14 protein-coding genes are annotated in these 15,717 nt (G+C 58.4%); 6 read left to right on the forward strand and 8 right to left on the reverse strand.

The window, feature by feature from the left end; genetic code table 11:
- Positions 1-18: 18 nt before the first annotated feature.
- Together FPL19_RS01700 and FPL19_RS01705 are read right to left on the reverse strand one after the other, a co-directional pair.
- Positions 19-681: an OmpA family protein gene (locus FPL19_RS01700; protein ID WP_150909998.1), complete on the reverse strand. Its 663-nt coding sequence runs from the start codon at positions 679-681 to the stop codon at positions 19-21.
- 24 nt (positions 682-705) lie between these two features.
- A complete protein-coding gene (locus FPL19_RS01705) occupies positions 706-1,731 on the reverse strand; it encodes an alpha/beta hydrolase (protein WP_150910000.1) in 1,026 nt (341 codons plus the stop codon).
- Between the two features lie 104 nt (positions 1,732-1,835).
- Between FPL19_RS01705 and FPL19_RS01710 the strand changes: the two genes are divergently transcribed.
- Positions 1,836-2,750, forward strand: a complete 915-nt coding sequence (locus FPL19_RS01710) for an alpha/beta hydrolase (RefSeq protein WP_150910002.1) — start codon at positions 1,836-1,838, stop codon at positions 2,748-2,750.
- Here FPL19_RS01710 and FPL19_RS01715 read toward each other — a convergent pair.
- The 3 genes from FPL19_RS01715 to FPL19_RS01725 all read right to left on the reverse strand — a co-directional run bounded on the left by FPL19_RS01715 (position 2,704) and on the right by FPL19_RS01725 (position 4,812).
- The gene (locus FPL19_RS01715) at positions 2,704-2,991 is read right to left on the reverse strand and encodes a GIY-YIG nuclease family protein (RefSeq protein WP_150910004.1); all 288 of its coding nucleotides are present in this window, start codon (positions 2,989-2,991) and stop codon (positions 2,704-2,706) included. The genes FPL19_RS01710 and FPL19_RS01715 overlap by 47 nt on opposite strands.
- Entirely contained in the window at positions 2,988-3,890 is a 903-nt protein-coding gene (locus tag FPL19_RS01720) for a DMT family transporter (protein ID WP_150910006.1), read from the reverse strand. The genes FPL19_RS01715 and FPL19_RS01720 overlap by 4 nt, the downstream gene beginning before the upstream one ends.
- 82 nt (positions 3,891-3,972) lie before the next feature.
- On the reverse strand, positions 3,973-4,812 hold the full coding sequence (locus FPL19_RS01725; RefSeq protein ID WP_150910007.1) for a 23S rRNA (adenine(2030)-N(6))-methyltransferase RlmJ: 840 nt from the start codon (positions 4,810-4,812) through the stop codon (positions 3,973-3,975).
- A gap of 179 nt (positions 4,813-4,991) precedes the next feature.
- On the opposite strand from FPL19_RS01725, the gene FPL19_RS01730 reads away from it, so the two are divergent.
- The 5 genes from FPL19_RS01730 (at position 4,992) to FPL19_RS01750 (ending at position 11,289) form a co-directional block, all read left to right on the forward strand.
- Positions 4,992-6,284, forward strand: a complete 1,293-nt coding sequence (locus tag FPL19_RS01730) for an imelysin family protein (protein ID WP_150910009.1) — start codon at positions 4,992-4,994, stop codon at positions 6,282-6,284.
- Between the two features lie 7 nt (positions 6,285-6,291).
- On the forward strand, positions 6,292-7,692 hold the full coding sequence (locus FPL19_RS01735; RefSeq protein ID WP_150910011.1) for a di-heme oxidoreductase family protein: 1,401 nt from the start codon (positions 6,292-6,294) through the stop codon (positions 7,690-7,692).
- Between the two features lie 30 nt (positions 7,693-7,722).
- The gene (locus FPL19_RS01740; protein WP_150910013.1) at positions 7,723-8,766 is read left to right on the forward strand and encodes an imelysin family protein; all 1,044 of its coding nucleotides are present in this window, start codon (positions 7,723-7,725) and stop codon (positions 8,764-8,766) included.
- A gap of 12 nt (positions 8,767-8,778) precedes the next feature.
- Complete coding sequence (locus FPL19_RS01745; RefSeq protein ID WP_150910015.1) at positions 8,779-9,891, forward strand: DUF1513 domain-containing protein; 1,113 nt, start codon at positions 8,779-8,781, stop codon at positions 9,889-9,891.
- Positions 9,892-9,975: 84 nt separating this feature from the next.
- Positions 9,976-11,289 (forward strand): MFS transporter, encoded by a 1,314-nt coding sequence (locus FPL19_RS01750; protein ID WP_150910017.1) that lies wholly within the window; start codon positions 9,976-9,978, stop codon positions 11,287-11,289.
- Here FPL19_RS01750 and FPL19_RS01755 read toward each other — a convergent pair whose 3' ends face one another.
- The 3 genes from FPL19_RS01755 to FPL19_RS01765 form a co-directional block, all read right to left on the reverse strand.
- Positions 11,290-11,661 carry a DUF4870 family protein gene (locus tag FPL19_RS01755; protein ID WP_150910019.1) on the reverse strand — a complete coding sequence of 124 codons (372 nt, stop codon included), beginning with the start codon at positions 11,659-11,661 and terminating at the stop codon, positions 11,290-11,292.
- Positions 11,662-11,706: 45 nt separating this feature from the next.
- Positions 11,707-13,365, reverse strand: a complete 1,659-nt coding sequence (locus tag FPL19_RS01760) for a methyl-accepting chemotaxis protein (RefSeq protein WP_150910021.1) — start codon at positions 13,363-13,365, stop codon at positions 11,707-11,709.
- A gap of 149 nt (positions 13,366-13,514) precedes the next feature.
- Positions 13,515-15,614 (reverse strand): PhoX family protein, encoded by a 2,100-nt coding sequence (locus FPL19_RS01765; RefSeq protein WP_150910023.1) that lies wholly within the window; start codon positions 15,612-15,614, stop codon positions 13,515-13,517.
- Positions 15,615-15,717 lie beyond the last annotated feature (103 nt).

Below are 15,717 nucleotides of genomic sequence, written 5' to 3' on the forward strand. Positions count from 1 at the left end.
TGCAACTGTCTCTGCTTTTTACTGCTGTTGCATCGGCACCAGCGTCAACTCAACCCGACGGTTCTGTTCACGTCCCGCGGGGGTATCATTGCTGGCAATCGGATACCGCTCGCCATAACCTACCGCGTTCGTGCGGGAGGGGCTGATGTCCTGACTGAGAAGGAAATCCCGGACAGAACCGGCACGCTGTTCACTCAGCAACTGGTTATAGTCCTGTGAACCGGTGCTATCAGTATGGCCTTCAATCCGGATCATGGTCCTGTCGAATTCTTTCAGCACCAACGCCACTGACTCGAGGGTACCCTTGAAGGACGGCTGAATAGAGGATTCGTTCAGGTTGAACGTGATATTGCCCGGCATCACCAGCTCGATCTTGTCGCCGTTACGGACAACCTGGACACCGGAACCCTGAAGCTTCTGGCGCAACTGGGCTTCCTGCCGGTCCATGTAGTAGCCGATACCACCACCGATGGCGGCACCGGAGGCGGCACCGATGAGGGCGCCCTTACCACGGTCGCTCTTGCTGGAAGTGGCGGCACCGACTGCAGCACCGCCAATGGCACCAATAACACTGCCCATGGTAGCTTTGGAGGTTTCCTTTTCACCGGTATACGGGTCATACGTCATGCAGCCACCCAGGGTAAGGGTGGACAAAGCGAGCGCAAGGATAGTTTTCTTCACAGCATTCTCCCGATATCGGGTGGGTTAGCAGGCCTCTGACAGAGGCCCGTCAAAATTCTGGTCAAATGTGTCGACAATGGCGTTAAACACCGCTGCCTGCAAATCTTTGGCTTCATTCACAAGATGATGACGCCCGTCCGGAATCAGAAGTTCCTCCACCGGGGAGAATTTGTTCCGGATAATCCGTAAATTGTGGGGCCAGTCCACCGTTTTATCCTTCTGCCCCTGAACCACCGTAATCGGGAAGTCCACCGGCCGGGCCGCCTCAATATGGGGTACCCATTGCCGCAGGGCACTCACCCAATCCACGTGCACCGCTCGCGCCTGCAGCGGGTCGTGTTCTCTCAGAAACTCCAGAAAACGGGAGTCGCTGCTGTTGGTGGCAAACGCCCGGCGCCAGCGAGACACAAACGGCTTCATCATACTGTGCAACACTTTGGCCCCCAGCCAACCTGCAGGGCGCACCAGCGGTGCCAGCAACACCACTCGCTTGAAATCAGAGGATTCCCGGGTGTGCTGATTGCTGAGAAGATAATCGATCAGAATCGCTCCTCCGGTACTCTGGCCCACCGCAAACCAGGGCCCGCGAATCTTGCCACGGACATTTTCCACTACATCCGACAACACCGCCTGGTATTCCAGAAAACTGCCAATGGCCGCGGGCGTCCCGCTGGAGAGACCGTGACCGGGCTGGTCGTAGGCCAGCACGTCGTAACCCTCTCCCAGGCACCGCTCAATCAGCTGCCCGTACAACCCGACATGGTCAAAGTAACCATGGAAAACGAACACCGTCCCCTTGTTGGCTCTGCCCTCACTGTCCGGCAACCGGAAATAGTGAACCATTACCCGGTGGCTTTCTGCATCAACATAGCCCTGGTGGTACTCCACTTCCGGGTATTCAACCCAGAGATCCAGGCCATAAAACCGGCAGTAAGCCACCATGTCCTCGCCCAACTCGTCATGGCGATCCGGCGCAAACCGAATCACCTTTTCCAGAAGCGCGGCGCGTTCCCAACCCGGTATTTCTATGGTATCTGTTTTCCAGTACACGTAGAGTTAAACGCCTGTCGAAAGAGAGTAAAAGATTGGTAAAGACCAGTCCCGCTAACTGGCAGTAAGGTTAGCACAATCACCAAGCACAAACGGACCACCTGATGAATCAAACCGCTTTGGAATTTTCCCTGCGCCAGACTATGCGGTGGGTTGTAAGCCCGCTGCTGAACCCGGCGATTCCAGTCAGGCTTCAGCGCCAGTTGATCAGCAAGGCTTATCTGACATCCATTCCGCCCCGGGGATGTCACTTTCAGAACATTGAGGCGGACGGCCTGCCGCTGACCCGCGTGAGCTATTCGGAAGAGCCCCGGGGGGTCGTTATCTACTTCCACGGCGGAGGCTATATCTGCGGATCGCCCAAAACCCATCGCGGCCTGACCGGTCACCTGGCAAAATCCAGTGGCACCATGCTGATTGTTCCGGACTACCGGCTCGCGCCCGAACATCCCTTTCCCGCGGCTTTGGACGATGCTGAAAACCTCTATCGGGCGTTGCTTGACGAGGGACATCCGCCGGCGGCTATTTCGTTTGCGGGGGACTCGGCCGGTGGTGGCCTGGCGGTCGCGCTGGCCATCCGGCTAAGGGACAAGGGCATTCCGTTGCCCGCCTCGCTGACCCTGTTTTCACCCTGGATTGACCTGTCCAACGATCATCTCTATTCGCCGGAAGAAGAGCCGCTGCTGAGCCGGCGGTGGATCGACAAAGCGGCCCACCTATACTGCGGCGCGGAAAGCAGATCCAATCCTCTGGTTTCCCCGATTCACGGCGATCTCTCCGGGTTACCACCCATGCTGATCCAGGTGGGCAGTGAGGAAATCCTGATGAATGATTCCCAGCGCCTGGCGGATGCGGCGAAACGGGACGGTGTCGAGACAAGGCTGGATATCTTCAACAGCCTCTGGCACGTCTTCCAGGTTCATGCCGGTCAGTTGAACCGGGCCACCGCGGCCCTGGACGAAGCCGGCGAATTCATTCGTCAGCATCAGCACATTGAGGAAGACACTGCTCACCCCTGATCAGCGCTTCTTTCCGGTCTCGGGGCCATTGTTTGATGGCCCACTCCAGGCGGGAGGCCGTGGCACGGTCTCCCGCTTCCGCCCAGAACTCCAGCTTCAGAGGGCCTTTCCCGCGCAGACTTCGAGCGCCTTTGGGTGCGCCGGCCTGATGCTCGGCAAACCGGCGCTCTACATCCACGGTAATGCCGGTATACAGTGCGCCCCCGGCCGTTCTGACCAGATAGACAAACCACCGGCTCATTGCTGCGCGGCTTTCATGGTTCGGATGGCTTTGAGTTGCTGGATCCAGAGGCCGGCAATGATGAGCACCAGCCCGACATAGGTGGACGGCATAATGACCTCGCCCAGAATGAAGTAGATAAATATCAGCGACAGGAAAGGCGAGATAAAAATCAGATTGCTCACTCGCGAGGTGTTTTCAGCTTTTTTCATGGCGAAGGACCAGAGCACGAAGGCTATGCCCATCTCAAACACACCCACGTAAACAGCCGCCGCCAGACTGACATTCAGACTGAAATCGAAACCATCGGTAACTCCGCATATCACCGCAATCACTGGCAGACCGCAGAGGAAATTCAGGAACAGACCGACGATCGGATCCCGTTCGTCGCGGGTGGCAATGATCCAGTAAGACGCCCAGACCAGCGTACTGCCAATGGCCAGAGCCACGCCCAACGGGTCCGAAAAGGTCAACGACAGCACATCGCCCCGGGTCGCAATGACCACCACACCGCTGTAGCAGACCAGCCCGGCGATAATATCCAGCATCCGCAGGCGCTGCTTCAGAAAGGGCACTGACAGATAGGCCAGCACCAGCGCCCAGGTGTAGTTCAGGGGCTGTGCCTCCTGTGCAGGCAGCCGGTCGAAGGCGCCGAACAACAGAAAGTAATATAGGCACGGGTTGATCAGACCCATACCCATGGACTGCAGATATTGCCGGCGGGACAGCTCGAAAACCAGATGCCAGCGCCCAAGAATCACCAGTATCACGCCCATGACCAAAATGGAGGCGGTGCAGGCGATGAGCAGCATTTGAACCGGTGATAGCGCACCCAGGGACAATTTGAACGCCGTCGCAACGGTGGACCACAGCAGCACCGTTGCCAGCCCGTATAACATCGCCTGTTTCTGGTTTGCCACAGTTGCTTCCTTGATCGATTGAGGGTTCATTCATTGCCAGAGCAGCCTAGCATGATGGGCCCGGACACTCAGCGGATTGCCATTACTCCGGTATCAACCATTGGTCGAACACGGAAATTCCCAGCGCGTCAGTGCCAGCAACATCATTCATCATTTGGCTCAGTCGTTGATCAAAACCCCAGGGCGGGTTGACCACCATCAGGCCAGACCCAGTCATTCCCCTTTCTGGCAACTGCTGCCGATGGATCTCGTGGCAATACACCTTTCGAAGCGGGCTGTCGCGCACCATCTGATGCAGCTTCGTGTGAGGCGCCCCGGGCAAAAGCGGATACCAGATCATGAAAACCCCGTGGCGGCAGGCCTTCCACGCATTGACAAGGGTCCGGGCGACTTCCTCGTAATCCGTTTTGACCTCATAGGAAGGGTCGATCAACGCCAGCAAGCGGGGCTGGGATGGCGGCAGAGTCCGGATCAGGCCCGCAAGGCCATCGCCCTGCATCGCCTTGATCCGAGGGTCGGAGGCTGCCCAGTCTGCCAGTGAACGCCCTTCTGTCGGGTGAAGCTCCCAGGCGAACAGCCGATCCTGCTCCCGCAGATAATGCCGGATCAGCGCCGGGGACCCCGGGTAACCCGTCAATCGGTTATTGACCTCATCTTTTGAAAGGGGCTGCAGCAATCCAATCCAGTCGTCTGAGTCCAGCCTGGCCCGTTGCTGCCACACCGCCTGTATTCCCTTGTCGGCCTCAGCCGTTTTACGGGCCCGCTCGTCTTCCAGGTTATAGCGGGCACTGCCGGCGTGGGTGTCGAAGCAGGCAATCGCTGCGCGCTTGGCCTGCATCATACGCAACGCCAGAACCAGTGCAGTGTGCTTCTGGACATCCGCAAAGTTTCCGGCATGAAAGGCATGAAGATAACTCAGCATTTTCCGACTCCCTTGGCCAACCCTACTGAACCGGCGGCTATTGGGCCCGAGGTCAGGGAAATAGGCAAGCGCTACGGGCGACAAGTTTCCGGCGTTCGTTCTTGAAAACGATCGGCCTTTGTTTAACAATGCAAATGAGAAATATTATTATTATAGTTTACCAAAAAACGGAGAACGCAATGGAACGCCTGCTTAGCCCTACCTCCCTGGCCTTGGTCGCCGCAACTGTCCTGACCGGTTGCGCAAACGCGCCATGGACCAACCAGGCCAGCGAGCCGGCAACCGCCGAAACGGTTGTCAAACACTACGCCGACCTGGCTCACGCTAACTACGAGGACGCACTGATCACCGCCCGCGCTCTGGACAAAGCAACTGATCGCCTGATCGCCAACCCTACCGAAGCAAATCTGAAGGCCGCCAAAGAAGCCTGGCTTGCTGCGCGCATGCCTTACCAACAGACAGAAGTTTTCCGTTTTGGCAACGCCATCGTAGACGATTGGGAAGGTCAGATGAACGCCTGGCCGCTGGACGAAGGGCTGATCGATTACGTCAGGAACGACAACTACCAATACGAACTGGGCAACAGCGGCGCAACCGCCAATATCATTGCCAGCAATGAGGTAAACGTCGGCGGCCAGTCGCTGGACGTGTCAACGCTGACGCCGCAACTGCTGGCAAGCCTGAACGAGGTGGGCGGTTCTGAAGCTAACGTTGCAACCGGCTACCACGCAGTCGAGTTTCTGCTGTGGGGTCAGGACCTGCACGGTTTCGAAAGCGGAGCTGGTGAACGCCCGGTAACCGACTATGCCATTGGTCAGGACTGCACCCATGGCAACTGCGAGCGCCGGGGCGAGTACCTGGACGCGGTGACCGACCTACTGGTAAGCGATCTTGAATGGATGGTCGCCCAGTGGGCCCCCGGCAATGAAGGCAACTACCGCACTGAACTGGTTAAAGCCAGCGCCGACAAGGGTGTGCAGAAGATGCTGTTCGGCATGGGTTCACTGTCACTGGGTGAATTGGCCGGTGAGCGCATGAAAGTCGCACTGGAGGCCAACTCCTACGAGGACGAGCATGACTGCTTCAGCGATAACACCCACAACTCCCACTTTTATAACGGCCAGGGCATCCAGAATGTCTACACCGGCACCTACCGTCGAGTGGACGGAACACTGGTCACCGGCCCTTCGCTTTCTGATCTGGTCGAGAAAGCCAACCCAGAACTGGACGCGCGCCTGAATTCCCAACTGGACGCTTCGATGATGGCCCTGGGCGTCGTGAAGAGCGAGGCTGAAAGCAACCAGAGCCCGATGCCTTTTGACATGATGATTGCTCCTGGCAATCAGGCCGGTGCCAGAGTCGTGAACGAAGCAATCATGGCACTGGTCGCACAAACCGGTTCCATTGAGAAAGCCGCCCGTGAACTGGGCATCGAAGCCCTCTCCCCAGACGATGCCGGCCACGCATTCTAGGTTGTACATGAAACGTTTTATCTTTTTGGGCGCACTGGCACTCGGTGCGCCCGTTTTTGCGACCAACGGTGCGGGCTATCCTGTTCAGGATACGCCTTTGACCGGTGGCGAGGGCACGGTAAACCAGGCTGATACCAATGCCTATTCCCTGCCCCAGGCCAATCTGTCCATGACCAAGCGGCTGGACTTCAGCGTTGGCAACAGTTTTTTCCGAAACCCGTGGGTTGAAGCCCCCGCCAGCACCGACGCGCGGGACGGCCTGGGGCCTCTTTTCAACACCAATTCCTGCCAGGGCTGTCATATCAAGGACGGCCGTGGCCACCCACCGGCAGTGGACGACCGGGCTGTATCACTTTTTCTGCGGCTGTCAGTACCCTCGGACCCCGAAGAAGATTCCGAACTTCTACGTACCCACGGATTTAAGCCCGCCCCGGTGTATGGCAGCCAGCTGCAAGCAGCGGCCTTGCCCGCCGGCAAACCCGAGGCAGATCTGGTGCTGGACTGGAAGCCGCTGGTGAAAACTCTCGCCGACGGCACCCAGGTGGAGCTGCGCAAGCCGGTTTACCGAATCGAGAACCCGAATTACGGCCCGCTGCCGGAAAACCTTCTGATTTCCCCTCGAGTCGCGCCACAGATGATCGGGATGGGACTGTTGGAAAACATTCCCGTGGCAGACCTGAAAGCCATCGCTGACCCGGATGACCGCGATAAAGACGGCATTTCCGGCAGGCTTAACCTGGTCTGGGACCGCGCCAGACAAAAGACCGTGCCCGGCCGTTTCGGCTGGAAGGCGGCAGAACCGAACGTCCACCAGCAAAGCATGAGCGCTTTTGCCGGTGACATGGGTCTGACATCCACCCTCAGCCCCACCACCGACTGCACAGTCCTTCAGGAGTGTGATCAGTTCACGAATGGTGGCACTCCGGAAGTCAGCGACAAGGTCGCCGGTTTCGTCAGTTTCTACGCCCGCACGCTCGCCGTGCCTGCACGGCGTGACTTCGAGGTGCCTGCCGTCCAGAAAGGCGCCAGACTGTTCAACGATACCGGCTGCGCGGCATGCCATACGCCAAGGCACCACACTGGCGAAGCGGCAGATCGCCCGGACCTGAGCAACCAGACAATCTGGCCCTACACCGACCTGTTACTTCACGACATGGGGCCGGCGCTGGCCGATGGTCGACCCGTGTATCTGGCAAGTGGCGATGAATGGCGCACGCCGCCGCTCTGGGGTATTGGTCTGGCACAGGTGGTCAATCCGCAGGCAGGCTTTCTTCACGATGGTCGTGCCCGGACACTCGAAGAAGCGATCTTATGGCACGGTGGCGAAGCCCAGTCGGCCGTGGATGTTTTCAGCCAGATGCCGGCAGACAACCGTCAGGCATTGATCGACTTCCTGAACTCTTTGTGAATTCGCTTGAACCCTTTCCGAGGCCCAATCATGGGAAAACTGAATAATCTTGGGCTCGCCTTCGCTCTCGCGCTGGCATCGGCCGGACCCTCAGTCGCAGAAAGCACCAGAGCGGATCCAGAAGCAAGGCGGCATTGGTATCAATCGATTACAGTGGGCTATCAGACCCTGGCAGACCGCACTAACCAGTTTCAGGCAGCCGTAGAGACTTATTGCGACGCGCCAGCCGTCCCGTCTCGCGAAGGCGCGGAACAGGCCTGGCTGGACGCATTCCTGGCGTGGCAGAAGGTCCGCTTCATCGACTTCGGCCCAATCGAAAAGAACAACCTGGGATGGCAGTTCCAGTTCTGGCCAGACCCGAAAAACCTGATCGCCAGAAAAGCCAACGGCCTGCTGAATCCTGATCTGACCATCACCCCAGAGCTGATCGATGATTCCGGCGTTGCCGTTCAGGGGTTTCCTATGGCCGAATACCTGCTTTTTGATGAGCCCCTCAATGCCGGTGAGCAGGCGCTTCCGGCACTAAAAACCTGTGAACTGCTGACTGCTGTTGCGGTCCATGTTGTCGCCAACAGCCGGGAACTCAAGGCCAGCTGGCAGGGGTTTGAAAAACACTATCTGACCACCGATCAATACCGCGACACCACCATTCGCAGTGCCATGGCCGCCCTGGAAATTTTGGAGGAAAGGCGGCTGGCCGAACCTATGGGCCTGCGCGATAGTGGCGGGCGATCCCAGTATGGCGCCGATGCCTGGCGCAGTGGCACCAGCCTGAAAGCCGCCGAGGCCACCCTGACGGGCCTTGAGCAACACTTTCTTCCCGGCCTGATCCTTCTTCTTGAAAAACATGGCGACGGCGTATTGGCCCGGCGCATTGACAAGCAGTTTGCAGACGCACTTGCGAACTTTCCCGAACTGCACCAACCCATGAAACACCTGCTGGCAGACGACGCCCTTTTTACAGAACTTCAGAGCTTTTACGTAGATGTGTCCCAGCTTGCGGAACTGGTGAACGGCCAGGCAGCGGTAAAACTGGGTGTTGTCCGCGGGTTCAATTCCAGCGACGGCGACTGAAGGACTTCTAATATGAAAGGTATCAGCCGGCGACAACTATGCCAGTTTAGCCTGGCGGGCGGAGCTCTAGTCTCCATGCCTGGCTGCGGCGTTATTTCGCCCCATAAAAACCTGCAACCCGGAGTCGAGCCACCAGACCTACGGGCGGGTGCCATCGGGTTGCCCCGGGGTGGTTTTGCGATCCGTGCTATCAATCCCGGCGGCGAGGCGGTGTGGCAGTGCCCTGTGAATACCCGGTGTCACAGCGGTTGCCGCAATCCGGGCACGGGCGACCTGGTGTTTGTAGAGCGCCGGCCCGGCTGGGCATTCCATGTGCTGGACGCGGCCACCGGACAAAGACACCGGCGAATTGAAGCCGGCAAGGGCGAGCATTTCGTCGGCCACGGCGTGTTCGCACCCGACGGACAGACACTCTACCTGCCGGCCAGCCGCTATGAGCAGGGCGAAGGCATTATCGCGGTGTACGATGTACTTCAGGGCTATCGGCGCTCAAGAACTCTGGAGCTGGACGGCGTTGGGCCCCACGAACTGAAGATGCATCCAGACGGGCGTACGCTGGTGGTTGGCCTGGGCGGCATACTCACCCATCCTGACTACGATCGCATCAAGCTCAACCTGGACACCATGGAGCCCGCTCTGCTGTTGATGGACCGGTTCTCCGGGGACATCCTGATCCGGTTCTCGCCCTCTCACCACCAGCTAAGTTGCCGCCACCTTGATGTGACCCCAGCGGGCGACATTTATGCAGCCTATCAGTATCAGGGCCCGCTCTATGAGACGCCGCCCCTGGTTGCGCGTTATCGCAAAGGTCAGTTCACAGAAATCGACTTTGGCACCGACGTGCTGCGCTCCTTGGGCAACTATATCGCCAGCATTGTGACCCATCCGGAAAACGCGCTGGTTGCCGTTACCTCCCCGGTGGGTGGCACGGCCGTCATCTTCGACGGCCTGTCCGGCAAGGTGCAGAATACCGCATCACTGTCAGACTGCGCTGGCATCCAGGCGCTGAAAGGCGGTGACTTCCTGATGTCCACCGGGCAGGGCAAGCTGATGCAATTCGGTGCCAGCGGCGCGCCCCGGGAGCTGGCCAGCCAGGCCGTCCAGTGGGACCATCATCTGGTCTGATCCGGACCCAATCCGACACCGGCGCTTCTGGAACCACTGCAGACACTGCTATCCTTATGCGACATTTTTCACGAGGATACCGGTTTGGCCAGGCACAACCAGGACACTATTGACCAACTCTACAACCTGATTGCAAACGAAGAAGATGCACGGGCCTGTACCGACATCCCCGACGAGGCCTGCCGGGAAGTGCCTCGCAACTTCTTTCTCATCCTTGCCAGCAACGTACTGACCAAGCTCGGCGACCTGCTTGTCAGCCCCAAAACCGTTCTAGCATGGGTGTTGAGTGCCGTCGGCGCGCCGGCCCTGGTGGCCTGGCTGGTGCCGATTCGCGAATCCGGCTCGATGATCCCGCAGATGGTAATCGGCGCCTGGGTCAGGCAAAAACCAGTACGCAAGTGGTTCTGGACCCTGGGGAGTCTGGGTCAGGCGGTCAGTGTCGGAGCCATGGCTGCCAGCGTCTGGTTTCTGGACGGTTACGCGGCTGGTGGCGGAGTTATTGCGGCGCTGGTGGCGTTTTCACTTGCCCGCGGCTTCTGTTCCGTTTCCATGAAAGACGTTCAGGGCAAGTGCATACCTAAAAAACGTCGTGGGCGCCTCTCCGGCCTGGCATCCACCATCGGCGGAACTGCCACCGTGATTCTGACGGTGTTGCTGTTCTGGGACAGAGGCGACCCGGGCCTGCTTTTCTACACCCTGCTGCTACTGCTTGCAGCGGGCCTTTGGGTGATTGCCGGATTGCTGTTTGCCTCGGTGGAAGAGTATGCGGGGGAGACCAGTGGCGGCGGTAACGCCTTGGGACAAGCCATGAAAAGCCTGTCGCTGCTACGAGATGACCCGCCATTCCGGCACTTCGTCATCACTCGTGCGCTTCTGCTGTGCTCGGCACTGGCCGCGCCCTATTTTGTCGTTCTGGCTCAGAACACCAATGACAGTGGCCTGCTGCTGGGTGTGTTCCTGCTGGCAAGCAGCCTCGCCAGTTCTGTCAGCGCCAGCATCTGGGGCTGGATGGCAGACGATTCCAGCCGAACGGTGATGATCCGTGGGGCATTAATTGCCGGCGGAACCTGCCTGGTGGTGGGTTTGGTGGCCTGGCAAGCGGGCGAAAGTAACTGGATCGGCTGGTTCTACCCGGCGGGTTTCTTTGTGCTGAGTATCGCTCATGCCGGGGTCCGGCTGGGCCGGAAGACTTACCTGGTGGATATGGCCGGCGGCAACAAGCGCACGGATTACACCTCTGTCAGCAACACGGTCATCGGTGTTGTACTGCTGCTGACCGGGGGACTGACCGCGTTGCTGTCCATGGTGTCGGAGGTTGCAGTGATCCTGACTCTGGGTCTGATGGGCCTGGCCGGAGCGGTCAGTGCGACCAGGCTTCGGGACGTCACCAACGACTGATCAGAGCGGCTCGGGGGGGCGCCCGTCGTTCAGCGCCAGGGCGCCTTTGACGATACGGTAGATCACCCAGATCGCCACACCCAGAAGAATGAACCAGCCAATGATAATGAACGAAGTAACAAAGCCGATCACGCCCCACAGCAGGCCGATCCAGAAGGTGCGAACCTGCCAGCGGAAGTGGGGTTCGATCCAGGTGCCCTGGACCTCATCCATTTTTATGTAATTGATGATGACACCAGCAAGACCGGTAATCCCGCCCACAAAAAAAGACAGCGCCTGGAGAACGTAAACCGCCACTGCAATGTTCCTCAGCGAGTCCCCACGGCGGTCCTGTGTCTTTTCATCAGCCCGGATGGGTTCGTTATCAGCCAACAGTCTGTCTCCTGTTCGGGTTCGTTCTTGTAATCACTATACCTCTTATGCGGATTCGACAGAATGCCTCTCGTCCGGCCGGTAACCCAGGCGGAAACCACCCCAGTGCTTGCCGTTCAGATAGATGGGCACGGACAGGTCGTGCATGATCTCCCCCGTATCCCGGCGATAGGTCTGCAACAGCATGGTCTGGGTGTGACTACCACAGCGTGCGCCCGTGCGGTCGTTAAACAGACGTTTGCTGCGGCTTTTCACCAGGTCCACCTCCGGATTACCGGTGGGCGGATGGGCAAAATCACGGTTGTGGGTGGGTACGTAGCCGTCCGGCGCACAGGCGATGGCGAACACCATGGCAGGATGGGCACCCTTTACCGGCTCCTGAATGGCGGGCAACCGTTTATCGGTGAACCCGTCAAATTGGCTGCTGTACTGCTGGGGATCAGTGCCGGCAATGGGCTGTCGGCTCTGGTCAAACAGATCCCGCTCGGTGATCTCGCCCCTTTCGATCGCCGATTCAAACATCTTGCCGATGGCGGATGCACCGTCCCTAGCCTGCTCGTAGAAAAAGCGGTGGTAGCTGTCGGGGCTGTGAAGGGCAAAGGACGCGTTGCCTTCCTCCGCAAGGTTCATCAAACGGGCGGATTGCTCCGCCAGCGCCGCCAGCCCCTGCTCACTTTCCCGTGTCTGGTCGCGCATACTTTCGATGGTGGCAGACACCTTTTCAAGCTGCTGGCTGTTGCTCTCGTCTTTTTCGGCGATCTGCAGCACCTGCTCGTTGACCTGCTCTGACTGATCCCGGATCTGATCCAGGACCGCTCCCACGCTCTCAACCGAGGCGAGTCCCTTTTCGACAATATCGGCAAAGGTTTCTATCCGGCCAACGATATCCGAAGTGTCCGATCTCACCTCCGTCAGTGTGGCTTCCACCTCGCCTGTCGCCGCTGCGGTGCGGGCGGCCAGTTGCCTGACCTCATCGGCCACCACCGCAAATCCACGGCCCTGCTCCCCTGCCCTGGCCGCCTCAATGGCAGCGTTCAGGGCGAGCAGGTTGGTCTGCTCTGCAATGGCATGGATGGTGGTGGTTACCCCCTGTATCCGCCCCGATTTCTCGTTCAGCGCCTGAATCAGTCGCAGGTTTTCCGCCGAATACTCATGGATCTTGCGCACATCGTCGATGGCTCCAAACAGGGCGTCCCGGCCGCTGGCGCTCAACTGGCTGGCCTCACTCGACAGCTGAGCTACCTGCGCCGCCTGCTCTGAAGCTTCATGGACCGTTTCCGTAATGCGTCCGGCATAGTCCGCCACCTGGGCGATCTCAGCGACCTGCTGCTCGAGACGGGCCGTTAACTGATCGGCTGCATGGGAAACCCGGGCGGTGGACACGGCGTTCTTGTCTGCATTGCCGGAGAGGGACGCCATCAGCGCTTTGCCAACCGCGGCTGATTCCATGATGTGTTTGCACTCTGCCGCCAGCGGATCCGAAGCCGGCAGGGTGCCTGCGTTCAATTGCTGAATGGAGCGATCCAGAGGCGCCAGTGCAAAGATCAGCAGATACCCGCTGGCCACCACAAGCCCCACCAGAATGCCCAGGGAAACGGCCGCCCAGTTAAAATCAAGGAAAAACAGGCCGCCAGCCGCGACAACGAGGGTGATCGCTGCAACCACTGAAATCCTGACGCATATGGAACGATAAAGCGCCGGCATAAAAACCTCTGCTGGAATTAGTTCCGCATAAGTCTAGCAGTCCCGCACAGATAAGCTCTTGGCAAAAAGGAGGGGGCCGGGAACAGATAAAAGAAAACCACATACCCCGGCGGGCATGTGGTTCGTTATCAACAGTTTAAGATAGATTATCAGAGAGCGATATCACCGCCATCGGTGCGGGTAACCACGACCGTTGAGGCGCGCGGACGGTCACTTCCATCGTAGGGGAACGAGCTGCTGCTCTTCGGATTGGCAGATGAACCACCATCACCGGGGTGCTGGATATTCAGGAAGAGTGTTTTGCTGTCGCCTGACAGGAAGACACCAGTCACTTCACAGTCCGGAACACCCACAAAGAAACGCTTGATCTGTGCCTGATTGTCCGGTGTCACGACAGAGGCAGCCCCATTGGCTTTGGTCAGGTTGGCGGGAATCACGGCCAGCATCTGGTCGTTGGTATCCGCGGCAACCTTGTTACCACCATTGTCCGTCTGAATCCACAGCACGCCGCGGTGGTCAAAGTAGAGACCGTCCGGGCCGGCAAACTGGTTATCGAGGGTCAGGCCGGACAGGTTGGAATCCTGGTATTTCGGATCCCCGCCCGATGGGCCGCCAAACACGAAAATGTCCCAGTTGAAACTGGTGGCGGCGGAACTGTCGTTGCTTTCGCGCAGCTTGATAATATGCCCGTAGGCATTTTCCGGACGCGGATTGGCGGCATTGACCGCTTCTTCGTCAGTGTCACCACGATCCGTATTGTTGGTGAGCGTGTAGTAGATTTCGCCGGAGTTAGGATCCACCGCCGACCACTCAGGACGATCCATCGTTGTCGCACCAACGGCATCCGCGGCCAGGCGGCTGAATACGCAAACTTCGGCCTGGGAACCGAAGCCGGCGTTTTGCAACATGGGGCCGGTGACCGGGTCATCCAGATCCAGGGCCAGCCAGGAACCGGTGCCGTCATCATTGAATTTTGCAACGTAGAGGGTGCCATTATCCAGCATGGTGCCCCTCAGCTCGCTGACGCGGGCCGGGTCCCAGTTCTCGGACGTGACATATTTGTAGCAGTATTCACCCCGTGCATCGTCGCCCATATAGAACGCAATAGGCTGACCGGTACGGATCAGGCCAGGCATTGAACCTTCATGGCGGAAACGGCCCATGGCCGTACGTTTTACGGGTGCTGCCGACGGATCGTAGGGGTCGATTTCAACAATATAACCAAACTGGTTTGCTTCGTTGCGGTAATCATCGGATGCCGTGGCTCCGGTGGCTGCCGTATCCCAACGCGCAAATTCGTCATCGACTTCACTGGCGTCGCCTGCCACCTGATTCCAGTAGTAGCCAAAACCGTTGGCGGATATGCCGTAACGCTGTTTAACGTCGGAAATGGAGCCACTGGTATCGACCAGATAACCCTGGATGTTTTCCTCGCAGGCCAGATAGGTTCCCCAGGGCGTCCAGCCAAAACCGCAGTTGTTAACGGTGCCACGGCCGACGGTTCCGTCCGGGCTATATTTGGTCTGAAGAAACGAGGAGCCAGCTGCAGGACCGGAAAAGGTGGTTGGTGTCGCTGCCGTAATGCGACGATTCCGGCCACCGCTCACCACGCCCCAGCTTCCTGAGGAACGCATTAGCTCAATCACCGATACGCCGTGGGCATTGATTTCCTTGCGCACCTCGTCAGCCTCGGTACGCACACCGGAGCCATCGCGGGTAACACCGTTCGGATGAAGAAGTTCGTTGATAGTGTATTCATGATTTATACACATCAGTGCCGAATCAGTAACCGGGGACGGGAAAGGCAAAACGCCGCTGTCCAGCTGCGTGGGAAACAGATACATACCGTCGTGACCGTCTCCCACCTGCAGTGCCTGTTCGGCACCGGTATTGCTGACATCAAAGGTCGGTGCCCCGGCAATAAGGGGTGTACCCCAGGAAATAATGGTTTCGTACTGATAACCCTCCGGAATCACAATCTGATCCGCGCGGTTATTCGGGACGGACTTGAAACTGAGCGTGTTATCGGACGCGCCGGCGCTGCTGCCCGTTGTTCCGTCGTCGTCATCGGAACAGCCGGAGATACCGGCGCCGGCAAACATGGAAACGGCGGCAAAGCCGAGACTTCCGCGAAGCGTGTTGCGACGGGAAATCCGTGCTTTCATGATTTCGCCGAACGAACGTGAATCGTATTCACGATCATAAACGGTGGCAGGATCAGGGCGTTTTACAGAGGTGTACTTTTTCATCAGAAGCTCCATGCAGAATTGATCTCATTCTTGGAACTTCACTATGAAAGGTGTAAATGGCAGTTCGGTGAAGAAATTATGGCAGTTTTTTATCGGTTTTGTG

The organism is Marinobacter halotolerans (assembly GCF_008795985.1).
GTDB lineage: Bacteria > Pseudomonadota > Gammaproteobacteria > Pseudomonadales > Oleiphilaceae > Marinobacter > Marinobacter halotolerans.

Coding starts and splice junctions, on each gene's coding strand:
- FPL19_RS01740 (WP_150910013.1), top strand. CDS start 7,723: ATGGGAAAACTGAATAATCTTGGGCTCGCCTTCGCTCTCGCGCTGGCA.
- FPL19_RS01735 (WP_150910011.1), top strand. CDS start 6,292: ATGAAACGTTTTATCTTTTTGGGCGCACTGGCACTCGGTGCGCCCGTT.
- FPL19_RS01715 (WP_150910004.1), bottom strand. CDS start 2,991: ATGAGCCGGTGGTTTGTCTATCTGGTCAGAACGGCCGGGGGCGCACTG.
- FPL19_RS01710 (WP_150910002.1), top strand. CDS start 1,836: ATGAATCAAACCGCTTTGGAATTTTCCCTGCGCCAGACTATGCGGTGG.
- FPL19_RS01725 (WP_150910007.1), bottom strand. CDS start 4,812: ATGCTGAGTTATCTTCATGCCTTTCATGCCGGAAACTTTGCGGATGTC.
- FPL19_RS01765 (WP_150910023.1), bottom strand. CDS start 15,614: ATGAAAAAGTACACCTCTGTAAAACGCCCTGATCCTGCCACCGTTTAT.
- FPL19_RS01730 (WP_150910009.1), top strand. CDS start 4,992: ATGGAACGCCTGCTTAGCCCTACCTCCCTGGCCTTGGTCGCCGCAACT.
- FPL19_RS01760 (WP_150910021.1), bottom strand. CDS start 13,365: ATGCCGGCGCTTTATCGTTCCATATGCGTCAGGATTTCAGTGGTTGCA.
- FPL19_RS01745 (WP_150910015.1), top strand. CDS start 8,779: ATGAAAGGTATCAGCCGGCGACAACTATGCCAGTTTAGCCTGGCGGGC.